Raw genomic sequence first — 21,891 nt, 5'->3', positions numbered from 1 at the left:
CTGTCGCAAAGTCCGGCCGGATGCATCCGGGGGCTGGATCGTCGCCTGGCAAGGCGGAGGAGTTGCCGATACCGGGTTTGTATCGGCGACGACGACAACGCGGCCAGGCGGCGATCCAGCCCCCGGAGGCGCCGGATGGGACTTTGCGACAGGCCCTAGAGCCTCAGCACTCCACCACCGCTACCGCCAAACCGCCGCGCGAGGTCTCTTTGTACTTGTCGAGCATGTCCGCCCCGGTCGCCCGCATGGTCTGGATGACCTGGTCCAGCGAGACATGATGCATCCCGTCACCGCGGATCGCCATGCGAGCCGCGGTGATTGCCTTGACCGCCCCGATCCCGTTGCGCTCGATGCACGGGATCTGCACCAGTCCGCCGATGGGGTCACAGGTGAGGCCGAGGTTGTGTTCCATGCCGATTTCCGCGGCGTTCTCGATCTGCCGCGGCGTGCCGCCCAGGACGGCGGCCAGTCCGGCGGCGGCCATCGCGCAGGCCGAACCGACCTCACCCTGGCAGCCGACCTCGGCACCGGATATCGACGCGTTCTCCTTCATCAACTGACCGATCGCGCCTGCGGTGAGCAGGAATTCGACCACGCTGTCCTCGTCGGCGCCGGTGACGAAACGCTGAATGTAGTGCAGCACAGCGGGAATGATGCCCGCGGCGCCGTTGGTCGGCGCGGTGACGACCCGGCCACCCGCGGCGTTCTCCTCGTTGACCGCCATCGCGTACAGCGTCACCCACTCCATCGCACGCAGCGGGTCGTTGTCCTCCGCTTCGGCGCCGAGCCGCTCGAACAGATTCGCCGCACGCCGCCGCACCCGCAGCGTGCCCGGCAGCACCCCGCCCGTCGACATCCCGCGCGCCACACAGCGTTGCATGACATCCCAGATGCCGAGCAGCTCTGAGCGCACCTGATCCGCACTGCGCGAAGACATTTCGTTGGCCAGCACCACCGCACTGATCGACAGCCCGGTGGCCTCGGTGATCGCGAGCAGCTCGTCCGCCGAGCGGAACGGATAGGCGACGGTGACCGGCGCCTCGACCGTACGCCCGTCGATCTCGTCCTCGTCGAGGACGAAACCGCCACCGACGGAGTAATACCGGCGCTCGAGCAGGACCCGCCCCGCCGCGTCACGCGCGGCGAACAGCATGCCGTTGGTGTGGAAGGCCAACCGCGTCAGCCCGAGCAACTCGACATCCTCGTCCACGGCGAACGCGATCGAGTGCACACCGCCCAGATACAACCGGCCGGCGGCGCGTGCCGTGGCCACGGTGGCGCGCATGGCGTCCGGGTCGACGGTCTCGGGTTGCGCACCCGACAGTCCGGCGACGATCGCCTCGACACTGCCGTGACCACGCCCGGTCGCCCCGAGCGACCCGTACAGCTCCACCCGCAGCGCGGCCGTCTCGTGCAGCACGCTGAGGTCTTTCAATCGCTCAACGAACGCGGCCGCGGCGCGCATCGGCCCGACCGTGTGCGAGCTCGACGGACCGACACCGACCCGGAACAGGTCGAAAACGCTGATGGTCACGCCGGATTCCGCATTCCGACGTACAGCGGGAACTGCTGCGCCAAGGCGTCCACCCGCTTGGTGAGCGCCGCCGAGGCCTCGCCGGTACACAGCGCCGTCGCGATGATGTCGGCGACCTCGGTGAACGCCGCGATATCGAAGCCGCGCGCGGCCAGCGCCGGGGTACCGATCCGCAGGCCCGAGCTGACCATCGGCGGTCGCGGATCGAACGGAATTGCGTTGCGGTTCACCGTGATTCCCAGTCGCTGCAACAGATCCTCGCCCTGCTTACCGTCCAACGGCGCATCGCGCAGATCGACGAGCACCAAGTGCACGTCGGTACCGCCGCTGACCACCCCGATACCGGCGGCCCGGCAATCCTCGGCCAGCAGCCGCTCGGCCAGCAAACGGGCACCCGCGAGGGTCCGCTCCTGCCGTTCGCGGAACGCAGGCTCGGCCGCCATCTTGAAGGCCACCGCCTTGGCCGCGATCACGTGCTCGAGCGGTCCGCCCTGCTGGCCGGGGAACACCGCCGAATCCAGCTTCTTGCCCAATTCCGGTGTGGCGAGGATGAATCCGCCGCGCGGCCCGCCCAGCGTCTTGTGCGTGGTCGAGGTGACGACGTGTGCGTGCGGTACCGGCGAGGGGTGCAACCCGGCCGCGACGAGACCGGCGAAGTGCGCCATGTCGACCATCAGGTAGGCGCCGACCTGGTCGGCGATCCGCCGGAATTCGGCGAAGTCCAGCTGCCGCGGATAAGCCGACCAGCCCGCGATGATCAGCTTCGGCTGATGTTCTTCGGCCAGGCGCGCCACCTCGGCCATGTCGACCAGCTGGTCCTCGGCCCGAACATGGTATGCCGCAACGTCGTACAGCCGCCCGGAGAAGTTGATCTTCATGCCGTGCGTGAGGTGACCACCGTGATCCAGCGCCAAGCCGAGAATGCTGTCACCGGGCCGCAGCAGCGCGTGCATCACCGCGGCGTTCGCCTGCGCACCCGAATGTGGTTGCACGTTCGCGTATTCGGCGCCGAACAGCGCGCGCAGCCGCGACAGGGCCAGCGACTCGATCTCGTCGATGTGCTCGCAGCCGCCGTAGTAGCGGCGTCCCGGATAGCCCTCGGCGTACTTGTTGGTCAGCACGGTGCCCTGGGCCTGCATCACCGCGAGCGGCGCGTAGTTCTCCGAGGCGATCATTTCCAGCCCGCGCTGCTGGCGGTCGGTCTCCCGATCGACCATGGCGGCGACCACCGGGTCGAATTCGCGCAGGGAGACATCGAGTGGGGTGCGGAGATCGGCGGCGGGATCTGCCATGGGGAGCCTTTCGTCGACGCGTGCGCGCGCGTAAGTGTGGCTCCTCCCGCTCTGTCCTAGGGCCTGAGAGATTCACGCGTTACGCGTTTGCCCCGTCGGCGAGTGCCTCGATGCACTACTTTTCAGAGTTGCCTGATGCGCAGCGGTACTGGGCCTGAGAGTTTCCCGGGAGGTGTTGCTCCTTCGGCTCTCCATCGACTGGATGAAGATCTCCCGCTGCGTGTGCGGCGAATATTCAGTTGTTGCATATAGCGCAACAACTGCGCAATACGGCACTCAGTATTGTCGGCGGCCGCGCGCGTTGTCAATGGCGAACCCCGGCCGCACCAGCCCGGCCCGTCAGCCGAAGTAGCCGAGCCGCCGGCTGATGTCCGCGGCGCTCGCGATCGCCAGTTCCGCCATCGGCGCGAAGCGGTCCGGACCCAGCCGATACGACGGCCCCGAAACGCTCAGTGCCGCGACGATCGCGCCGTTGCTGTCGAAGACGGGGGCGGCGACGGCGTTCAGCCCGATCTCCAATTCCTCACGCACGCTTGCCCACCCGTTCTCGCGCACCGCCACGAGCTGGGCGGCCAGATCGGCGACCTTGGTCAGCGTGTTGACGGTGTAGCCCTCCAGCTTCGGACCCACCTGCTTGCGCAGCGCCGCCGGTGCGAGTCCGGACAGCAGCACCTTGCCGCTCGATGTGGCGTGTGCCGGGCAGCTCTGCCCGACCCAGGACCGCAGCGCGATCGAGCCGGTACCCGCCGCTTCGACGATATTGATGATCCGATTACCGTCCAGCACAGCGATATTCGTGGTCTCGCCGGTTTCGGCCGCCAGCGCGTTGCACGCGCCCTGGCTCTGCCCGACGAGATCGACCTGGGCACTGGTGGATCCGGCCAGCCGGACGATGGAGAAACCCAGGCGGTACTTGCCGCGGTCGGAGAGCTGCTCGACGTAACCGCGTGATTCCAGCACGGCGACCAACCGGGAGACGGTAGATTTGTGCACACCCAGTTCGGCGGCGATCTCCGTGACGCCGGCCTGCCCCAGCTTGGCGATGATCTCCATCACCAGCAGCGCGCGGTCGACCGACTGCACCGCAGCGGCCCTACCTGTGTCCTCACCATCCTGTTTCGCCATGACGCCGTCATTCTAGGCTGATCCCCTGATCAGGTCCGCGCACTTCTCCGCCATGGCCATCACCGTGATGTTCGGGTTCACCGCGGGCAGTTTCGGCATCGCGGACGCGTCGACCACCCGCAGCCGCGACACCCCCTTCACCCGCAGCTCCGGATCGAGCACCGCCAGCGGATCCTCGGGCGCACCGATCCGCGCGGTGGCGGCCGGGTGGTAGACGGTGTTGTGGGTGGCGTGGATATAGCTCAGCAGTTCGTCGTCGGTGGTCGCGTCCGGTCCGGGTGCGAGCTCGGCGGCGACCCACTCGCGCAGCGGCGACTGCTCGGCGATCTTGCGGGCCAGCCGGATACCGGCGAGCATGACCTTTTCGTCGTGACCGTCCGGATCGGTGAAGTATCGCGGGTCGACTTTCGGCCGATCCCGGAAGTCACGGGTGCGTAGCCGGACGGTGCCGCGTGAGCGTCCCTGGGTCACGTTGGGGGTCAGGCAGAAACCGTTGTCGGTGGTCGGGTAACCGTGGCGCAGGGTGTTCATATCGAACGGCACGCTGCCGTAGTGCATCATCACGTCCGGCAGGCGCAACGCCTCGTCGGTGGTCGCGAAGAGCCCGATCTCCCACCACTGCGTCGAAGTCTCAACCATCGGCTTGGCGGCATCCCAGAACACCAGCCCTTCCACATGGTCGTCCAGATTCGCGCCGACCCCGGGCGCGTCGACCAGCACCGGGATGCCGATCTCCCGCAGATGATCGGCGGGCCCGATCCCGGACAGCATCAACAACTTCGGCGTATCGATGGCACCCGCGGTGACGACGACCTCGCGCCGGGTCGAGACGGTGTCGTAGCCGGTGAGGTCGGGGCGCTGGTAGCGCACGCCGGTCGCGCCGCGGGCCTCGTCGAAAAGGATCTCGCTGACCCGGCAGTCCGTGCGCACCACCAGATTCGGGCGCGAGTTCAGCACCGGATGCAGGTATGCGTGCGATGTCGACATGCGCGTGCCGTCCTCGGCCGCGTTGATCTGGAACCAGCCCGCCCCGTTGCGCACGGTGGCACCCCGGTTGAATTGCACCGTCGGCAAACCCACCGCCGCTGCCGCTTCGAGCACCGCCAGGCCGCACGGGTCGACGGGCGGAACATCGCGCAGCCGAACAGGTCCGGTGCGCCCGTGCTGCTCGCCGGGCGCGTCGTTGTTCTCCAGCCGCGTGACGTAGGGCAGCACCTCGGCCGCGCTCCACCCCTTCGCGCCGAGGGCGGCCCACTCGTCCAGATTCTCCGCGGGCGGCCAGAAGGCGATACAGGAGTTGTGCGAGGAGCATCCGCCTAGCACTTTCGCGCGGGCATGGCGCAGATAGCTGTTGCCGCGTTCCTGCGGTTCGATCAGGTAGTCCCAGTCGTAGCCGGAGTCCAGCAGGTGCATCCAGCGGGTGAGTTCGAGAATCGCGCGATCGTCGACATCGGAGGGACCCGCCTCCAGCAGGCACACCGACACGTCCGGATCCTCGCTGAGCCGGGCGGCGAGCACACACCCGGCGGTCCCGCCGCCCGCGATCACGTAGTCGAACACCGTGTCAGCCATCGGCCCGCACCTCCGCGGCGTGCGAGGCCAACGTGCCGATTCGATTGCGCCCCTTCACCGCGTACCACAGCAGGCCGGAACCGAGGATCAGCCCGATATAGACGAACGCACCCCAGGTGTTGTACCAGGGACTGCCGTACACCCCGGGGCGCGGCCAGGCCAGGTTGAGCGCCATGCCGATGCCCCACACCACCGCGACGATATTGACGAGCATGCCCCACCGTCCCATCGTGAAGTAGCCGCCTTCGGCCAGTTCCTTCGGCGGCCACTGCCCTTGCAGCCGCTTCTTCAGCATCGGCCCGGTCACCATCAGGTAGGCCAGGTAGATCATGATGATCGCGATCGATGTCAGCACGGTGAAGATCTTGGGCTGGCCGACATTGACCACCAGGATGAGCGCGGCGAGGACGCCGATCAGGATGGCCGGAATCACCGGCGTCTGCGTCTTGGGATGCACCCGCGCGAGCTTCTCGCCGAACGGCAGCGCGTTGTCCCTGGCCATCGCGAAGGTCAACCGGATGGCGGCGGTGTGCACGGCGAGCGAGCACACCGTCACCGCGATCACGATGCAGCACAGGAAGATCGTGCCGAGCGGACCCCACATCACCTGTTCGACGATGTATTGCAGCCCGCCGCTGGAGCTGCCGATCTGCGGATCGTCGAGATCGGGCGCCGCCATCACGGCGAAGGCCAGAATGCCCCCGCCGATCACGAACGAGGCCAGCACGGCGCGCAGGATGGCCTTCGGCGCGGTGCGCCGCGGCTCGACCGTCTCCTCACCCAGCGAACTCGCGGTGTCGAAGCCGTACATCACGTAGCCGGAGGCGAGCGAGGCCACCAGGAATGCGCCGAGATAGCCGCCGGACTCCCCCGCGCCGTAACCGTGGGTCGAGAAGAACACCTGCGGACCACGAGTCGTGTTGGCCGCCAAGATGATCACGATCAGCACCGCCGCGATGAGTTCGATGAATACGCCCGCGCTGTTGATCCGGGACATCAGCCGCACGCCGAGTGCGTTGATCGTGGTGGTGAACAGGATCATGATGGTGCCGAGCAGCACCGCGTTGGTCGCGTAGTCGTACTCGCCGGTCCCGTCGCCGATGATCTGGAAGCCGCTCCACAGTCGCGGCAAGTTCAGCTGCAGCGCGAGCACGACAGCGGCCAGCGTCACGATCGAGGCGGTCAGCATCAGCCAGCCCGACGACCACCCGACTATTCTGCTGCCCAACGACTTCGACCAGTTGTAGACCGACCCGGCGACCGGATAGCGCGCCGCGAGTTCCATGAAGCACAGCGCGACGGCGAGCTGTCCGACGAAAACAAGCGGCCACGACCACAGATACGCGGGTCCGGCGCTGCCGAATCCGAAATAGAACAGCTGGAATGTGCCAGTGAGGATGGAGATATAGCTGACCCCGGCCGCGAAGCTGGCGAATTTCCCGATGCTGCGGTCGAGGGATTCCTTGTAGCCGAAATCCGCCATGCCGGTACCGTCGGGCACCCCGCGCTCTGTGACTACCATCGTTACTCTTTCGCGGTAATGGCCGGTACGGGCTGTCCGGCCGACAATGAAACTACGATCAGACGCCCTTGAACCACTCCGCAGGCTTCGGTGCCGTGTTGTGCCAAATGTGTTTGATTTCTTGGTATTCGGCCAATCCGGTCGGGCCCAGTTCGCGGCCGTTGCCGGATCTCTTGAATCCGCCCCATTCCGCGCCGGCGGTGTAATAGCCGAAGTCGTTGAGCCACACCGTGCCGTGGCGCAGCGCGCGCACCACCCGCTCGCCCCGGGCCGCATCCGAGGTCCGAACCCCCGCTGCGAGACCGTATTCGGTGTCGTTGCCGAGCCGGATCGCCTCGGCCTCGGTGCTGAAGCGCTCGACCGTCAGGATCGGACCGAAGGTCTCCTCCTGCACCAGCCGCATCGACCGGTCGCAGCGGTCGAAGATGGTCGGCAGGTAGAAGCTGCCGTCGCGCAGCGCGGGGTCGTCGGGCCTGGCGCCGCCGGTCACCAGCTTCGCGCCTTCCGAAATACCTAGTGCGACATAGGCTTCCACCTTCGCGCGGTGTTCCTCGGAGACCAGCGGGCCGGTCTCGCTGGCCGGATCGAGGCCGGGCCCGACCCGGATCCGCTCGGCCCTGGTCGCCAGTTCCGCGACGAAGTCGTCGGCGATGGACTCCTCGATGATCAACCGGGTGCCCGCCGAGCAGACCTGCCCGGAGTGCAGGAACACCCCGGTCAGCACGTGGTCGACGGCACTGTTCCACTCGGCGTCCGCGAAGATGATGTGCGGGTTCTTGCCGCCGAGCTCCACCGCCACCTTGGTGACGTGCTCGGCGGCCACCCGGCTGATCGTCCGGCCGGTGGCGAGCCCGCCGGTGAACGAGATGAAATCGACCTCCGGGTTGTCGGTCAACGCCGTGCCGAGAACCGCGCCGCTCCCCTGCACCAGGTTAAACACCCCGGCGGGAACACCCGCCTCCTCGGCGAGTCGGGCGAACTCGATCGTGCTCAGCGGGGTGACCTCGCTCGGCTTGAGCACCATCGTGCAGCCCGCCGCCAGCGCGGGAGCGACCTTCCAGGACATCTGCAGCAGCGGGTAGTTCCACGGCGCGATCAGCACGCACACCCCGATCGGCTCGCGCACCACCCGGCTGATCACCGCCGGATCGCCCACGTCGACCAGCCGGTCCGACTGCACCCCGACCAAGCCCGCGTAATAGCGGAACACCGAGATCACGTCATCGATGTCGATCCGGCTCTCCACCAGCGTCTTCCCGGTGTCCGCCGTCTCCAGCCGCGCCAGCCGCTCCTTGTCGCGGGCCAGCAGGTCGGCGATCCGCAGCAGCAGCGCCACCCGATCGATGACCGGCGTGGCGGCCCAGCTCCCCTCATCGAACGCGGCCCGGGCGGCGGCGACGGCGTCGCGCGCGTCCTGCGGTGTCGCCTCGTCCACCGTGGCCACGACCGCGCCGTTGGCCGGGTCGGTGATCTGCCGCAGCCCGCCGTCCGCGGCGTGCGTCCATCGACCGCCGATGAGTAGATCAGGGTCGCCATTCATCACATTCACCTCACGTCACCGATCCGACAGGACAACCATTCGTGGAACTCCGCGATGTGGTGCTCTGCGGGCACGAGCACCCCGCCCTTACCGTAGGCGCGGGAGGACATGGTCGGTTGTGTTCGCGCACATGCCGCGAAGTCTTGCTCGTTGACCCGGTGGAACAATTCGACAGAACGGGACACATCTCGTCCCGAGGCGACCACATCTTTGGTATACAACCAATCACACTCGACGATAGTGCGGTCGGCCGACACGGGGAACATCCGGTGAAAAATGATGTGATCCGGGACCAGATTGACGAAAACTGTCGGCCTGATGGTTATCGCGAAGTAGCGCCGGTCCTGTTCGGGAGTAACCCCCGGTAGCCGGTCGAAACCCGGGGAACCGTCGACGGTGAATCCGGCGATATCGGGTCCGAATTCGGCGCCGTGGCCGACGAACACCTGTGCGGCCAGGCCCTGGGCGAATTCGGGCAGCACCTCGGTGAGTTCGGGGTGGATGGTCGCGCAGTGGTAGCACTCCATGAAGTTCTCCACGATGAGCTTCCAGTTCGCCGCGACGTCGTAGACCACCCGGCGGCCCACTTCCAGGGTGTCGATCTCGTAGGCGTCGATCGCCGCCGGGTCGCCGAGGCGTTCGGTGACCGCGCCCATCACGTCGTGCTCGAACGACGGGGGCTCGTCGGCCAGGCAGACCCAGGCGTAGCCGAGCCATTCGCGCAACGCGACCGGGACGAGGCCGTAGGCCACCCGATCGATGTCCGCGCCGGTGGCGTCCTTCAGCGCACCCATGTTCGGCGCGGCGACCAAGGTGCCGTCGAGTCCGTAGGTCCACGCGTGGTACGGGCACTGCAGGTTGCGGCGCACCTGTCCGGCGTCCTCGGTGCACAGCATCGCGCCGCGATGGCGGCAGATGTTCAGGAACGCGCGCAACTTCTCGTCGCGACCGCGCACGATCAGGACGCTCTCGCGGCCGACCTGCACCCGCCTGAACTGCCCGGGCTGTGCGACATCGCCGGTTCTGCTGGCGCAGAACCACATTCGTTCGAAGAGCTGCTCCTGTTCGGCCGCGAAGACGGCGTCGTCGACGTACCACTTGCCACCCAGGGTCGGAATCAGCGCCGGTGGCGCATGCGTCGCCCCACCGGAATCGCTATGCGAGGTTGTTTCCACTGGTCACCAACCTTTGCGGATCGAAAAGTGTGATGGGATGCGCGGTCTTCGCGTCGATGACCAGGTCGGCCAGGATCTCGCCCACCACCGGGACGAATTTGAAGCCGTGACCGGAGAAGCCGCAGGCGATGGTGACGCGGGTGCCGCCGGGATGGCGGGCGATCACGAAATGCTGGTCGGGGGTGTTGGAGTACATGCAGGTCGCCGTGTGGACGCACGGACCGGAGACGGCCGGAACCAGGGCGGCGACGCGGTCGCGCATCTCCTCGATCTCGGGTGGGTGCACGACGCGATCGATGGTGTCCGGCGTGCAGACGATGCCCTTGCGGAAGAACGCCGTCTTGACCCCGCCGGTCGGTCCGTCGATGGCGGGAAAGCCGTAGATCTGCGTGCCGGACTCATCCTCGGCGATATAGATCGGCTGGTCTTCGAACGCGGCGGTCCCACCGACCGGATCGAACCAGTAGAGCACCTGACGCTCGATGGTGATCGGAATGCCGAAGTCCGCCAGCAACTGTGGCGCCCAAGCGCCGGGGCAGACGGCGAGCTGATCCGCGTGATAAGTAGCTCTGGTCGTGGTCACCGTTACGCCGGAATCAGTTTCCGCCCAGCGCAGTACCTCTTCGCCGAACGACAGGGTCGCGCCCGCACGCAGCGCCAGGTCGATGTGTGCTTGCACGGTCAGTTCGGGGCGGGCGAACCCGCCATTGGGCTCGTACACCGCGATGTCGTCGGGCGCGGGCGTGAAATGCGAGAAACGCCGGCGGATGTCGACTGACTCCAAAACCAGGTGCGGCAGCGACCATTCGCGGCTCGCCCGCAGGCTGCCCGCGACCGTCAAGCTGTCCGGTGGGCCGAGATACAGGCCACCGGTGCGTCGAATGACTTCGCGGTCGGCGTCGATGGCCAGCTGCTCCCAGAGCTCATAGGCCCGCAGCAGCAGCGGAACATAGGCGGGGTCTTCGAAATACGACTGCCGGATGATGCGGGAACCGCCGTGGCTGGAGCCTCGGTCGTGCGCGGGCGTGTACTTCTCCAGCCCGAGCACGCGCTGGCCGCGGGCCGCGAGGTGATAGGCGGCGGCGCTGCCCATGCCGCCGACGCCGATCACGATGACGTCGTAACCCTGTGTAGCCGTGGCCATGTCGCTACCTCTTGATCCTGGACATCTCGGGATCCACCACCGGCTCGGTGTGTACCGTCGCCGGGTAGCGGGAGCCGAGGTAGTCGACCTCGACGGTGTCGCCCACGTCGACCGCAGCGGGTAGCCAGGCATAGGCGATGCAGCGGCCGAGGGTGGCCGAGTAGCCCGCGCTGGTCACGTATCCCGCGCACGAGCCGTCCAGGTAAACCGGTTCCTTGCCGAGGACGATCGCCGAGGGACTCTCGAAGACAATGCTGCGCAGCAGCTTTCCCGGCGGGGCGGCCTGTTCCAGAGCGCTCTTGCCGATGAAGTCGGGCTTGGTCATCCGCACCGCGAAGTCGAGACCCGCGGCGGCGGGCAGGTGCTCGGCGGTCATGTCGGTTCCCCAACTGCGGTAACCCTTTTCGACGCGCAGGCTGTTGAACGCGATCCGGCCCGCCGCGATGACCTCGTGCGCGGCGCCTGCCGCCCACAGCAGATCCCACAGCGCGTTGCCGTATTCAGCGGTCGCGTAGATCTCCCAGCCGAGCTCGCCGACGTAGGAGACGCGCAGCATGGTGACCGGGATGGCGCCGAGGTGGGTGTGCAGGGCCCGGAAATATTTGAACGACTGATGCGAGAGATCGTCGGAGCACAAGGGCTGCACCAGGTCTCGCGCGTTCGGACCCCACACGCCGATACAGCAGGTGCCGCCGGTGATGTCGCGCAGCAGTACCGATCCGTCGGTGGGCAGGTGCCTGCTGAACCAGTCGAAGTCCAGCGGACCGTTGGCGCCCACCTGGAACCGTTGCGGACCGAGCCGGGCGACGGTCAAATCGCTGCGGATACCGCCGGTCTCGTCGAGCAGCAGCGCGTAGGTCACCGAGCCGACACTCTTGTCCAGATTGTTCGTGGTGAGCCGCTGGAGGAGTTCCAGCGCGCCGGGACCGGCGACCTCGTAACGGGTCAGCGGCGTCATGTCGAACATCGCGACCCGTTCCCTGGTCCAGTGCGCCTCGGCGACGGCGATCGGCGACCAGAACTTGCTCGACCATTCGTCGCGGACCGGGAACGGCAACCCGTCGTCGCGAAGTCGTTGCGCCAGCGCGGCATTGATTTCGTACCAGGCGGGGCGCTCCCAGCCGCCACCCTCGAAGAAGAACGCGCCCAGTTCCTGCTGGCGACCGTAGAACGGGCTGGTCCGCAGCCCGCGCAGCGCCGTCCGATACTGGTGCGGATGGATGATGTCGTAGACCTCGACGAAGGCCTGCGAGCTCGTCTGCATGATGAATTCCCCGCTGCGCGCGACGTCCTCGAAACGATAGAGATCGCACTCGTGCACGTCGGTGCCCGGCGCGCCGTCGATGATCCATTCCGCCGTCGCCTTGGCCACGCCGGCCGAATGGGTGACCCATACGGCCTCGGCGACCCAGAATCCCGCGAGGTCACGGTGCTCACCCATGATCGAAAAGCCATCGGGGGTAAAGGAAAATATCCCGTTGAAGCCTTCTTCCGGTTTCGAATCACCGAGCGCCGGGAGCAATGTCATCGATTCCCGCCAGGCCGGCGCGAAATCGGCCTCGGTGAAGGGCAGCATCGAGGGCATCGCCTCGCCTGCGGTGGCCGATTCCAGCGTCGACATGTCCACCGGCATCGGGGCGTGGCCGTAGTAGCCGATGCCCATGCGATCGCCGTGCTCGCGAAAATACAAATCCTGATCTTGATGACGCAGGATCGGCAGGCTTGCGGCCCGGCTGCGGTCTGCCAGCGCGGCCAGCGGTCCGGTCTTGGCGTATTGGTGAGCCATCGGCACCAGCGGCACGACGAGGCCGACCTTTCGCGCCAACTCCGCACCCCAGAATCCCGCCGCGCAGACGACGATATCCGCCGCGAGCACGCCGTCGGCCGTCCGCACACCGACCACTCGGCCACCGCTCTCGGCGATGCCGAGCACCTCCTGGTTCGGCAGGAAACGCGCGCCACGACTTGTCGCCGCCCGCGCCTGAGCCGCCGCGGCGTTCAGCGCATTCGCCAAACCATCTGCCGGAGTGTGGAATCCGCCGATAACCTGGTCGATATCGAGCAGTGGAAACAGGGCCGCGCATTCGGACGCATCCAGCAGGCGCCCCTCGATCCCCCACGACTGCGCCCAGCCCGCCTTGCGGTGCAGGTCGCGCCAGCGGTCCGGGGTCGTGGCCACCTCGAGGCCACCGACCGGGTCGAAGGCCCGCCCGTCCGAATGGTCGAGCGCACCGAACTTTTCGGTGGTGTACCGGGCGAACTCGGTCATCGTCTTGGACGGGTTGGTCTGGAACACCAAACCCGGTGCGTGCGAGGTGGATCCGCCGGTGCGGAAGAGGGGGCCCCGGTCGAGCACGGTGATATCGGCCCAACCGCGTGCGGTCATTTCGTCGGCGAGAGATGTCCCGACTATCCCGGCTCCGATGATGACAACTTTCGGGTTAGCCAAAGGGTGCCTCCGGTGTTGCTTGTAGCGCAACGAATTCTTATTACGCAACAAATAGTCCGCCTGCGAAGGCGCGCTGTCAACAGGTGGAAACCTGTTGTTCACATGGCGATTCGGGGGTTGACGGGTGTCGTTCACCGGCGCACACTGTTGCGTATTGCGATATCAGTTGCGCTCTGAGCAACTCTTGGAGGGTTTATGGAATCCCTTGCGAAACAGCCAGCCCCCTCCGGGACGGAACTGTTCGTCGCGCGCATCGCGGACCTGCCGGTCGGCGAAGTCGCCACGGTTCGGCCGGACCACGGCACGCCGATCGCGGTATTCCATACCGCGGAGGGGTTGTTCGCGATCGACGACACCTGCACCCATCAGGACGCGTCCCTCGCCGACGGCTGGGTGGAGAACTGCACGGTCGAATGCCCGTTGCACGAATCATGTTTCGATCTGCGCACCGGGCGGGTCTCGGGGCCACCGGCCAAGGTCGCGGTGCGTACCTATGCGGTACGGGTGCTCGATGGTGACGTCGTGGTGTCGAAAGACGCGTCATGAGTGCGTTGCGGTCCGCCGCGCGCATGGCGGAGTCGCGTGTCAGTGCGGCCGAGCCAGGTAGCGAGCGAGTCATCTGGCGCGCTACGCGCATCACAGAACCGAACGCCGGCGCGGTGAAGCCATGAGCCTCGTCGTGGTCGGCGCCTCGTTGGCCGGGTTCTCGCTGGTACGGGAGCTGCGCGGCCATGGCTACAACGGCGACATCACCGTCATCGGCGATGAGGTCCACCCGCCCTACGACCGCCCACCGCTGTCGAAGGAATTCCTGCACGGCGACGTCGATATCGCCTTGGCGGACGGCACCGACGATCCACGCACCCACTGGCTTCTCGGCCGCCGCGCAGCCGGAATCACCTCGGCGGCAAGCGGTCCCGGCGTGACTCTGGACGATGGCACAGTGGTCGCCGGGCAATCGCTGGTGCTCGCCACCGGGGCCCGCGCTCGATCATTACCCGGCGCACAGGCGCTGACCGGTATCCATACACTGCGCACCGTCGATGACGCGCGCGCGATCCGCGCCTCCTTACACACCGCACGCACCGTGGCGATCGTCGGCGCGGGCCTGATCGGCGCCGAAATGGCCTCGGCCGCCGCCACTCTCGGCATGCAGGCGACCATCATCGAACTCGCCACCGACCCACTCGCCGGCGTCTTCGGCCCACGCCTCGGTGCGCTGTGCGCGGATCTGCACGCCGCCAACGGTGTCCGCCTGCGCACCGGCGTCGCCGTGGCCGAGTTCGTGGGCGACCACCGCGTCAGCGCGGTTCGGCTGACCGACGGCACGCTGCTCCCCGCCGATGCCGTGATCATCGGTATCGGCGCGATCCCCAACACCGAATGGGCACAGGACTCGCCGCTGCGCATCGACAACGGCTTCGTCACCGACTCCCGCTGCCGCACAACCGTTCCCGACATCTACGCCATCGGCGACTGCGCCCGCGCCTATCACGATGAGCTGGGCGCACTCCATCGTTGCGAGCACTGGTCGAACGCCACCGCTCAGGCCCGGATCGTGGCGGCCACCCTGACCGGCGCAGCACCGGATCCCGTGCCGTCCACCTATTTCTGGTCACGCCAGTACGGCCGAATGATCCAATTCGCGGGCCACCGCCGACCGGACGACGTGCTGCGCTTCGTCGACGGCGACCCGTCCACGCCGTCGTGCACCGCGCTCTACGAACGCGACGGCGTATCGGTCGCCGTCTTCGCCATCGACAACGCACGCCTGTTCACCAGGTACCGCAAGCAGATCGAGCGGCGGCCCGCGGCCATCGCCACCCCGTAGGAGGATTCGTGTCCGAAACCGTTCGCGGCGTCATCGCCCGCCGCACCGGCGCCCCGGTCGAGCTGGTCGACGTGGTGATCCCCGAGCCCGGACCGCACGACGTCGTGGTGCGCGTGCAGTCGTGCGGGGTGTGCCACACCGACCTGCACTACCGCGAGGGCGGCATCAACGACGAATTCCCGTTCCTGCTCGGGCACGAGGCGGCGGGCATCGTGGAGATCGCCGGGGAATCCGTCACCCACGTGACCGTGGGCGATTTCGTCGTCCTGAACTGGCGGGCGATCTGCGGCGAATGCCGCGCGTGCCGCCGCGGGCGGCCCTGGTACTGCTTCGACACCAGCAATGCCAGCAAGAGCATGACGCTCACCGACGGCACCGAGCTCACCCCGGCGCTGGGCATCGGCGCGTTCGCCGACAAGACACTCGTCCACGAAAGACAGTGCACCAAGGTCGATCCCGCCGCCGACCCCGCCGTCGCCGGACTGCTCGGCTGCGGCGTGGTGGCCGGCATCGGCGCGGCGATGAACACCGGCAATGTCTCGCGCGGGGACAGCGTGGCGGTGATCGGCTGCGGTGGTGTCGGCGATGCCGCGATCGCCGGTGCACGTCTGGCCGGGGCCGCGACCATCATCGCGGTCGACCGCGATCCCCGAAAGCTCGCCTGGGCCAAGCAGTTCGGCGCCACCCACGAAATCGACGCGAGCGCCGAAGACGTGATCGAGCGGATCCAGGAACTCACCGACGGCTTCGGCGCGGACGTCGTGATCGACGCTGTCGGCCGCCCGGAAACCTGGAAGCAGGCCTTCTACGGCCGCGACCTGGCAGGCACCGTCGTGCTGGTCGGCGTGCCGACCCCGGAGATGGCCCTCGAGCTGCCGCTGATCGAACTCTTCTCGCGTGGTGGCGCGTTGAAGTCCTCCTGGTACGGCGACTGCCTGCCCGAGCGTGACTTCCCGATGCTGATCGATCTCTACCGCCAGGGCCGACTCCCCTTGGAACGCTTTGTCACCGAACGTATCTCACTCGACGAGGTGGAGAAGGCGTTCGACGCCATGCACCACGGCGACGTGCTGCGTTCAGTCGTCGTGTGGTGACGATCCCGGCTCCGGCTAACGAGGCGGCACGAGCCCGTTCACTATGGCCGCCAGCCCTTTCCGATGCGTATCGCGATAGGTCAGCTCACCCCACTGATCGGCGATCGCGGCGAGCGTCGGCAGCTCTTCGGCATCGAGCCGATCCATGGTCGGGTCGATAGCCGACTCGAGCCGCACCTTCCGGCGCTCCCGGTTCACCCGGATGATGAGGTCGCCCACGATGTAGTACCAGATGGTGCGGTACACGTCGACGGCTTCCTCGGTGCTGCACCCGCAGTCGACGGCAGCGGCCACGATCAGCTCGACCATCCTCATCGCCGAGGGCACAAACAGCGGGTCGGAGGTCAATACCTCGATGATCCACGGACGCTCGGCGAGCCCTTCGTACAGGGCACAGGCGACCTCGAGTAGCCGCGCACGCGGGTCGTCGGAGAACTCCCGCCGCGGGATATGCCGGGCATGCGACTCCAACAGCAACAGCAGGAGCTCGTCCTTGTCGCGCACGTGGTGATACAGCGCCATCGGCGTGCTGCCCAGTTCCTTCGCCAGGCGCCGCATCGACAGGCCGTCGGCCCCTTCGGTCCGCAGCAGTCGATCGGCCGCGACAACGATGGCGTCCTGCGACAGCCGCGCTGGTCGGCCCACCTTTCCCTTGCGATCCGTTTCTCCGGGCATCGAACCATCTTCCCCCTCGCCGGTCGCCCCTGAAATCAGGGGCGGCCCGCCGCCTGTGCTGAAGTGAGCGCTGCCACCTGGCGGATCGGATCTGGAGAACTTGATGAGTGTTGTCGACCCCACGGAAAGCGTCGTCGTCTTCATGGTGGGGCCCGACCCCGACGACGGTTTCCTCGCCATGGTGCACACGCAGGACGACCACGCCGTGCAGCGCGCCTGGCAGGACTTGGTCGCAGAGCACAACATTCGGGCCGAGCAAATCACCGCCGTGGTCGCGGAATGGCAGCCGTCGCCGGCGGACGCGGTGTTCATCGAGCAGACGTTCGGCGCGGTCGACCTGTCCTACCTGTTCGACCGCCCCGCGGCAGACGGCTGGGATGCCGCGTTCGCTGCGGCGCGGGTCGCGCTGCAAGCCGAGATCGAGCGCCGCGACGCGGATCCGGCCGCGATGGCGCTGATCGAGGAGAGCACCACGGACGGGGTGGTGCTGCCGGTGCTGCGCAGCCGTTCGCTGCCCGGCAGCGATATCGTCCGAGACGCGATGGAGTATCTCCCGCTCGGTGACCGCGTCTATGCCACTTTGGCGCGCATGGCGAAGACCCCGCGCGGCACCATCGCTCAGACGCCCCTGCTGAATCACGACTTCGCCGACCACGACGATGTCGTCACGCAGTTCTCCAACGCGACCATCGCCCTGGCGGACGGCCTCGCCCTCGAAGGCTGGGACACCGAAGACGGTCCGATTGCCCGCGTGTTCCGGCAGGACAGCTTTCAGGGCAGCTCCGCGATTCTGTTGCCCAGGTTCCACAGCTGGGTTGCCGAGGCGACCGGCTGGCAAGAGCTCGTCGTAGCCGTGCGCTGCGCCGATGAATTGCTCGTTACGCCTGCGGATTCCCCGATGGCAGAGCGGTTGCGGCGCGACATCTCGAATGCCGAACCGGAGTGCGCCGAGCTCCGGCCGACGCTCTTCCGGGTCACCGGCGACGGGCTGGAGAACATCGAGTTCTTGCTCGAGAGCAGCGCCGCCATGGGCTGATCTTCGGCGACTCAGCACGTTTCGACCCCGGGCAGCCGCTTTGTCCTGTTAGAGAACAAACTTCGTCTCGATCTGTCGAAAGCACCTCCAGAACTCACCGAAGTGCGGTTGAATTCGCTCAGTTGCAGAGAAAGAAGCATCTGATGCGGATCGCGGCACGACCTGAAAATGCCCACCAGGCCCGGATTTTGCGGTTGCTGCGGGATCGGGGGCCGCAGTCGCGGTCGGAACTGGGTCAGCCGATGGAGCTGTCCCGGTCCAAGCTCGCGGTCGAACTCGATCGGCTCGCCGCGCTCGGGCTGATCGAAGCCGGTGGGCTGGCGGCCTCCAGCGGCGGCCGGCGGTCGGCGATCGCGATGCTGGCGTCGGGTCTGCGTTTCGCGGCCATCGATATCGGCGCGACCTCCATCGATGTCGCGGTGACCGACGGGGAACTGCGCGTGCTCGGGCAGCTGTCCGAGCCGTGCGATATCCGGCAGGGTCCGGCCGCGGTGCTGGAGCGGGCCCTCGATCTGCTCGGCAAACTCCGCGCCGACCCGAGTATGGCCGGGCGGCTGCACGGGGCAGGTGTCGGTGTGCCGGGCCCGGTGAGCTTCCGGGAGGGCATGCCGGTCGCACCGCCGATAATGCCTGGCTGGCACCGCTTTCCGGTGCGCGAGGCCATCGCGCAGGAGCTCGGCTGCCCGGTACTGGTCGACAACGATGTGAACATCTTGGCGCTCGGCGAGATGCAGGCCGGCTCAGCGCATTCGGTGGCGGATTTCCTGCTCGTCAAGGCTGGCACCGGGATCGGCTGCGGCATCGTCGTCGAGGGCGCTATCTACCGCGGCGTCTCCGGCAGCGCGGGCGACATCGGCCACCTGCGGATCACCGACGACGGCCCGGTCTGCGCCTGCGGCAACAGCGGCTGCCTCGAGGCCTACGCCGGTGGCGCCGCGTTGGCCCGCGAAGCCACCGCCCGCGCCGCACGGTCACCCTTCCTCACCGAACGCCTGGCCACCGCGGGCTCACTCACCGCGACCGACCTGGCCGATGCCGCGGCGGCGGGAGACCCGTTGGCGGTGGCCATGATTCGGGACGCGGGCACTCATCTCGGGACCGCGCTGGCCGGGTTGGTCAGCTTCTTCAACCCGGGACTGGTGGTGATCGCGGGCGGACTCACCGGGTTCGGGCATCCGCTGCTCGCGGAGATCCGCAGCGTGGTCTATCGCAGGTCGTCCCCGCTGGCCACCGGCAATCTGCCGATCGTGCTGTCCGAGCTCGCCGAGCTCGGCGGGGTGATCGGCGCGGCGCGGCTCATCAGCGATCACATCTTCAGCGTCGCCTGACGACACGGCAAGGAATTCGGCCATGAACACCGTGCTGACCATGCGGGGCATCGTCAAGGACTTCCCCGGCGTGCGCGCCCTCGATCACGTCGACCTCGACGTCCGCGCCGGCGAGGTGCACTGCCTGCTCGGCCAGAACGGCGCGGGCAAGTCCACGCTGATCAAAGTGCTTGCCGGAGCACATCATCCGGATGCGGGGGAACTGCACTGGCTCGGTAAGCCGGTGCGGCTGTCCGGGCCCGCCGCCGCCACCCGGCTCGGCATCGCCACGATCTACCAGGAATTGGATCTGTGCGACGGCCTCGACATCGCCGAGAACATCTTCCTCGGGCACGAACAGGCGCGGGCCGGATTCACCCGCCGTGCATCGACCGCCCGCGCCGCGACCGCCCTGCTCGAACGTCTCGGGCACGCGGAGCTGCGGCCGGACACCATGGTCGGCACCCTGCCCGCGGCGGCCAAGCAGGTGGTCAGCATGGCGCGGGCGCTGTCCTACGACGCACGCCTCATCGTGATGGACGAACCCTCCGCCGCGCTCGGTAACGACGAGGTGACCAACCTTTTCCGCATCATCGATCAGTTGCGCGCGGAGGGTGTTGCCGTCGTGTACATCTCGCATCGGCTGGATGAGATCCGCACCATCGGCGACCGGATCACCGTGCTGAAGGACGGTCGCACCGTCGCCACCGGACTGCCCGCCCGCACCACCGGCACCGATCAGGTCGTCGCGCTGATGACCGGCGGCAACGGTGCCGATGCGCTACTCGCGCAACAGCCTTCGCATGCGGCGGATGCCGCCGAGGTGCTCCGGGTGACCGGACTCGGCCTGGCCGGGCGGTTCCGGGATATCTCGTTCGCGGTGCGCGCGGGCGAAATCGTCGGTCTCGCAGGTTTGGTCGGCTCGGGCCGCTCGGAAGTGCTGGAAACGATCTACGGCGCACGGCCCGCGTCGACAGGACTGGTCGAGGTCGACGGTCGCCGGGTCCGGCCGGGCCGCACGTCCGCCGCGGTGGCCGCCGGGATGGGGCTGGCACCCGAGGAGCGCAAATCGCAGGGCTTGTTTCTGCTGGAATCGGTGGGGCGCAACGTCTCCGCCGCGTCACTGCCGCGCTACTCCCGGTTCGGCTGGTTCGACCGGCGGCGGGAACGTGCGGAGACCGGTGGCGTGCTCGCTCGCGTCGGCGTCCGGCCCGCCGACCCCGACTACCCGGTGCGTGGCCTCTCCGGCGGCAATCAGCAGAAGACGGTGCTGGCCCGCTGGCTGCTGGAGGACTGCCGGGTGCTGCTGCTCGACGAGCCGACCCGCGGCGTCGATGTCGGTGCCCGCGCCGACGTGTACGCGCAGGTTCGCGGGCTCGCCGAACGGGGCGTCGCGGTGCTGATGGTGTCCAGCGACCTGCCCGAACTGCTCGGGCTGGCCGACCGGGTGCTCGTCCTGCGCGACGGCGAGATCATCCACGCGGCGGCCGCGGCCGAGCTCACCGAGCCGGACATCATCGCCATGATCATGGAAGGGAGTGCGCTGTGACCGAACGCATCCGCAGCACACCCACAGTTCGCACCGAGGCGAAAACACCGGCGGTGGACGGTGATCCGCCGCCCGCAAGCCGACGCAAGACCGGACGCGGCGAACTACGCAAGCATCTGACGCTGATCGTCGCGCTCATCGCACTACTGCTCGTCGGGGCGTTGACCAAGGGCGAGGACTTTCTCAGCACCGGCAATATGATCACCATCCTGACCCTGGCGTCGGTCATCGGCGTGGTGACCGTCGGCATGACGTTCGTGATCATCGGCGGCGGCATCGACCTCTCGGTCGGCGCGATCATCGCGTTGGCCTCGGTCTGGTGCACCACCACCGCCACCCAGTCCTATGGCGTGGCCGGGATGGTGCTCTGCGCGCTCCTTGTCGGCCTTGGCTGCGGCGTGCTCAACGGGGCGCTCATCGCCTACGGCCGATTAGTACCGTTCATCGTCACGCTGGCCATGATGGTGGCCGCGCGCGGGCTGGCCGAGCAGATCTCCGGGCGGCAATCGCAGCTCGTCACCACCGACCTGCTCGCGCTCGCACAGAACCGGGTGCTCGGCATCCCGCTATTGGTCTACCTGTTCGTGGTGGTGGTCGCGATCGGCTGGATCGTCTTGGAGCGCACCACCTTCGGGCGACGCAGCGCGGCGGTGGGCGGCAATCCGGAGGCGGCCCGGCTGGCGGGGATCGACGTGCGCAGGCACACCCTGCTGCTCTACGCGGCGTCGGGGCTGTGCTGCGGTATCGCCGCCGTCATGCTCACCGCGCAGACCACCACCGGCACCAGCACCAACGGCCAGCTGTACGAGCTGGACGCGATCGCCGCGGTGGTCATCGGCGGCACGCTGCTCAGCGGCGGCTTCGGCACCATCACCGGCTCGATCCTCGGCGTGCTCGTCTTCACCGTGATCGAGGACCTGTTCATCCTGAACAACCTCGAACAACCCATCCAGGCGATCGGCAAGGGCGCCATCATCGTGGCCGTCCTGCTGTTCCAGCGCTTCGGTCGCGCCCGCGCGGTCCCCACCCTCACCTGAACTCTCACC

Annotated in this window: 17 protein-coding genes and 1 riboswitch; of the genes, 7 read left to right on the top strand and 10 right to left on the bottom strand. The window is 67.6% G+C overall.

Annotated features, from left to right (window positions below; genetic code table 11):
* Window positions 1-163: 163 nt before the first annotated feature.
* From IBX18_RS08660 to IBX18_RS08620, 9 genes are all read right to left on the bottom strand, one after another.
* A complete protein-coding gene (locus tag IBX18_RS08660; protein WP_194833208.1) occupies window positions 164-1,534 on the bottom strand; it encodes an L-serine ammonia-lyase in 1,371 nt (456 codons plus the stop codon).
* Window positions 1,531-2,826, bottom strand: coding sequence for a serine hydroxymethyltransferase (glyA, locus tag IBX18_RS08655; protein WP_194833207.1), 1,296 nt, complete (start codon window positions 2,824-2,826; stop codon window positions 1,531-1,533). Before glyA ends, IBX18_RS08660 begins: the two co-directional genes overlap by 4 nt.
* A gap of 41 nt (window positions 2,827-2,867) precedes the next feature.
* Window positions 2,868-2,962: riboswitch (glycine riboswitch) on the bottom strand.
* A 203-nt stretch (window positions 2,963-3,165) separates the two neighbouring features.
* Entirely contained in the window at window positions 3,166-3,951 is a 786-nt protein-coding gene (locus IBX18_RS08650; RefSeq protein WP_107656845.1) for an IclR family transcriptional regulator, read from the bottom strand.
* Window positions 3,952-3,963: 12 nt separating this feature from the next.
* Complete coding sequence (locus tag IBX18_RS08645; RefSeq protein WP_194833206.1) at window positions 3,964-5,523, bottom strand: GMC family oxidoreductase; 1,560 nt, start codon at window positions 5,521-5,523, stop codon at window positions 3,964-3,966.
* The gene (locus IBX18_RS08640) at window positions 5,516-7,045 is read right to left on the bottom strand and encodes an APC family permease (RefSeq protein ID WP_194833205.1); all 1,530 of its coding nucleotides are present in this window, start codon (window positions 7,043-7,045) and stop codon (window positions 5,516-5,518) included. The genes IBX18_RS08645 and IBX18_RS08640 overlap by 8 nt, the downstream gene beginning before the upstream one ends.
* A 58-nt stretch (window positions 7,046-7,103) precedes the next feature.
* Complete coding sequence (locus IBX18_RS08635) at window positions 7,104-8,585, bottom strand: aldehyde dehydrogenase family protein (RefSeq protein ID WP_194833204.1); 1,482 nt, start codon at window positions 8,583-8,585, stop codon at window positions 7,104-7,106.
* 5 nt (window positions 8,586-8,590) lie between these two features.
* Window positions 8,591-9,760 carry an aromatic ring-hydroxylating dioxygenase subunit alpha gene (locus IBX18_RS08630; protein ID WP_194833203.1) on the bottom strand — a complete coding sequence of 390 codons (1,170 nt, stop codon included), beginning with the start codon at window positions 9,758-9,760 and terminating at the stop codon, window positions 8,591-8,593.
* Window positions 9,741-10,904: an N-methyl-L-tryptophan oxidase gene (gene solA, locus IBX18_RS08625; protein ID WP_194833202.1), complete on the bottom strand. Its 1,164-nt coding sequence runs from the start codon at window positions 10,902-10,904 to the stop codon at window positions 9,741-9,743. The genes IBX18_RS08630 and solA overlap by 20 nt, the downstream gene beginning before the upstream one ends.
* A 4-nt stretch (window positions 10,905-10,908) precedes the next feature.
* Window positions 10,909-13,353, bottom strand: coding sequence for an FAD-dependent oxidoreductase (locus tag IBX18_RS08620; RefSeq protein WP_194833201.1), 2,445 nt, complete (start codon window positions 13,351-13,353; stop codon window positions 10,909-10,911).
* A 195-nt stretch (window positions 13,354-13,548) separates the two neighbouring features.
* Here IBX18_RS08620 and IBX18_RS08615 point away from each other — a divergent pair, with 195 nt between their 5' ends.
* From IBX18_RS08615 to IBX18_RS08605, 3 genes are all read left to right on the top strand, one after another.
* Complete coding sequence (locus tag IBX18_RS08615) at window positions 13,549-13,899, top strand: bifunctional 3-phenylpropionate/cinnamic acid dioxygenase ferredoxin subunit (protein ID WP_194833200.1); 351 nt, start codon at window positions 13,549-13,551, stop codon at window positions 13,897-13,899.
* A 121-nt stretch (window positions 13,900-14,020) separates the two neighbouring features.
* Entirely contained in the window at window positions 14,021-15,184 is a 1,164-nt protein-coding gene (locus tag IBX18_RS08610) for an NAD(P)/FAD-dependent oxidoreductase (protein WP_194833199.1), read from the top strand.
* Between the two features lie 8 nt (window positions 15,185-15,192).
* On the top strand, window positions 15,193-16,278 hold the full coding sequence (locus IBX18_RS08605) for an S-(hydroxymethyl)mycothiol dehydrogenase (RefSeq protein ID WP_194833198.1): 1,086 nt from the start codon (window positions 15,193-15,195) through the stop codon (window positions 16,276-16,278).
* Between the two features lie 15 nt (window positions 16,279-16,293).
* Here IBX18_RS08605 and IBX18_RS08600 read toward each other — a convergent pair whose 3' ends face one another.
* Window positions 16,294-16,953, bottom strand: coding sequence for a TetR/AcrR family transcriptional regulator (locus IBX18_RS08600; protein ID WP_194833197.1), 660 nt, complete (start codon window positions 16,951-16,953; stop codon window positions 16,294-16,296).
* Window positions 16,954-17,056: 103 nt separating this feature from the next.
* On the opposite strand from IBX18_RS08600, the gene IBX18_RS08595 reads away from it, so the two are divergent.
* The 4 genes from IBX18_RS08595 to IBX18_RS08580 all read left to right on the top strand — a co-directional run bounded on the left by IBX18_RS08595 (window position 17,057) and on the right by IBX18_RS08580 (window position 21,882).
* Entirely contained in the window at window positions 17,057-17,989 is a 933-nt protein-coding gene (locus IBX18_RS08595) for a hypothetical protein (protein ID WP_194833196.1), read from the top strand.
* 143 nt (window positions 17,990-18,132) lie between these two features.
* Window positions 18,133-19,317: an ROK family transcriptional regulator gene (locus IBX18_RS08590; protein ID WP_228540601.1), complete on the top strand. Its 1,185-nt coding sequence runs from the start codon at window positions 18,133-18,135 to the stop codon at window positions 19,315-19,317.
* 22 nt (window positions 19,318-19,339) lie between these two features.
* Window positions 19,340-20,845 carry a sugar ABC transporter ATP-binding protein gene (locus tag IBX18_RS08585; RefSeq protein WP_194833195.1) on the top strand — a complete coding sequence of 502 codons (1,506 nt, stop codon included), beginning with the start codon at window positions 19,340-19,342 and terminating at the stop codon, window positions 20,843-20,845.
* Window positions 20,842-21,882 carry an ABC transporter permease gene (locus IBX18_RS08580; RefSeq protein ID WP_306796199.1) on the top strand — a complete coding sequence of 347 codons (1,041 nt, stop codon included), beginning with the start codon at window positions 20,842-20,844 and terminating at the stop codon, window positions 21,880-21,882. Before IBX18_RS08585 ends, IBX18_RS08580 begins: the two co-directional genes overlap by 4 nt.
* The last annotated feature ends 9 nt before the right edge of the window (window positions 21,883-21,891 follow it).

Origin of the sequence: Nocardia sp. XZ_19_369 (genome assembly GCF_015355715.1) — a bacterium.
In the GTDB taxonomy this organism is placed as follows: domain Bacteria; phylum Actinomycetota; class Actinomycetes; order Mycobacteriales; family Mycobacteriaceae; genus Nocardia.
This window is presented reverse-complemented; position numbering and strand designations above follow the sequence as displayed.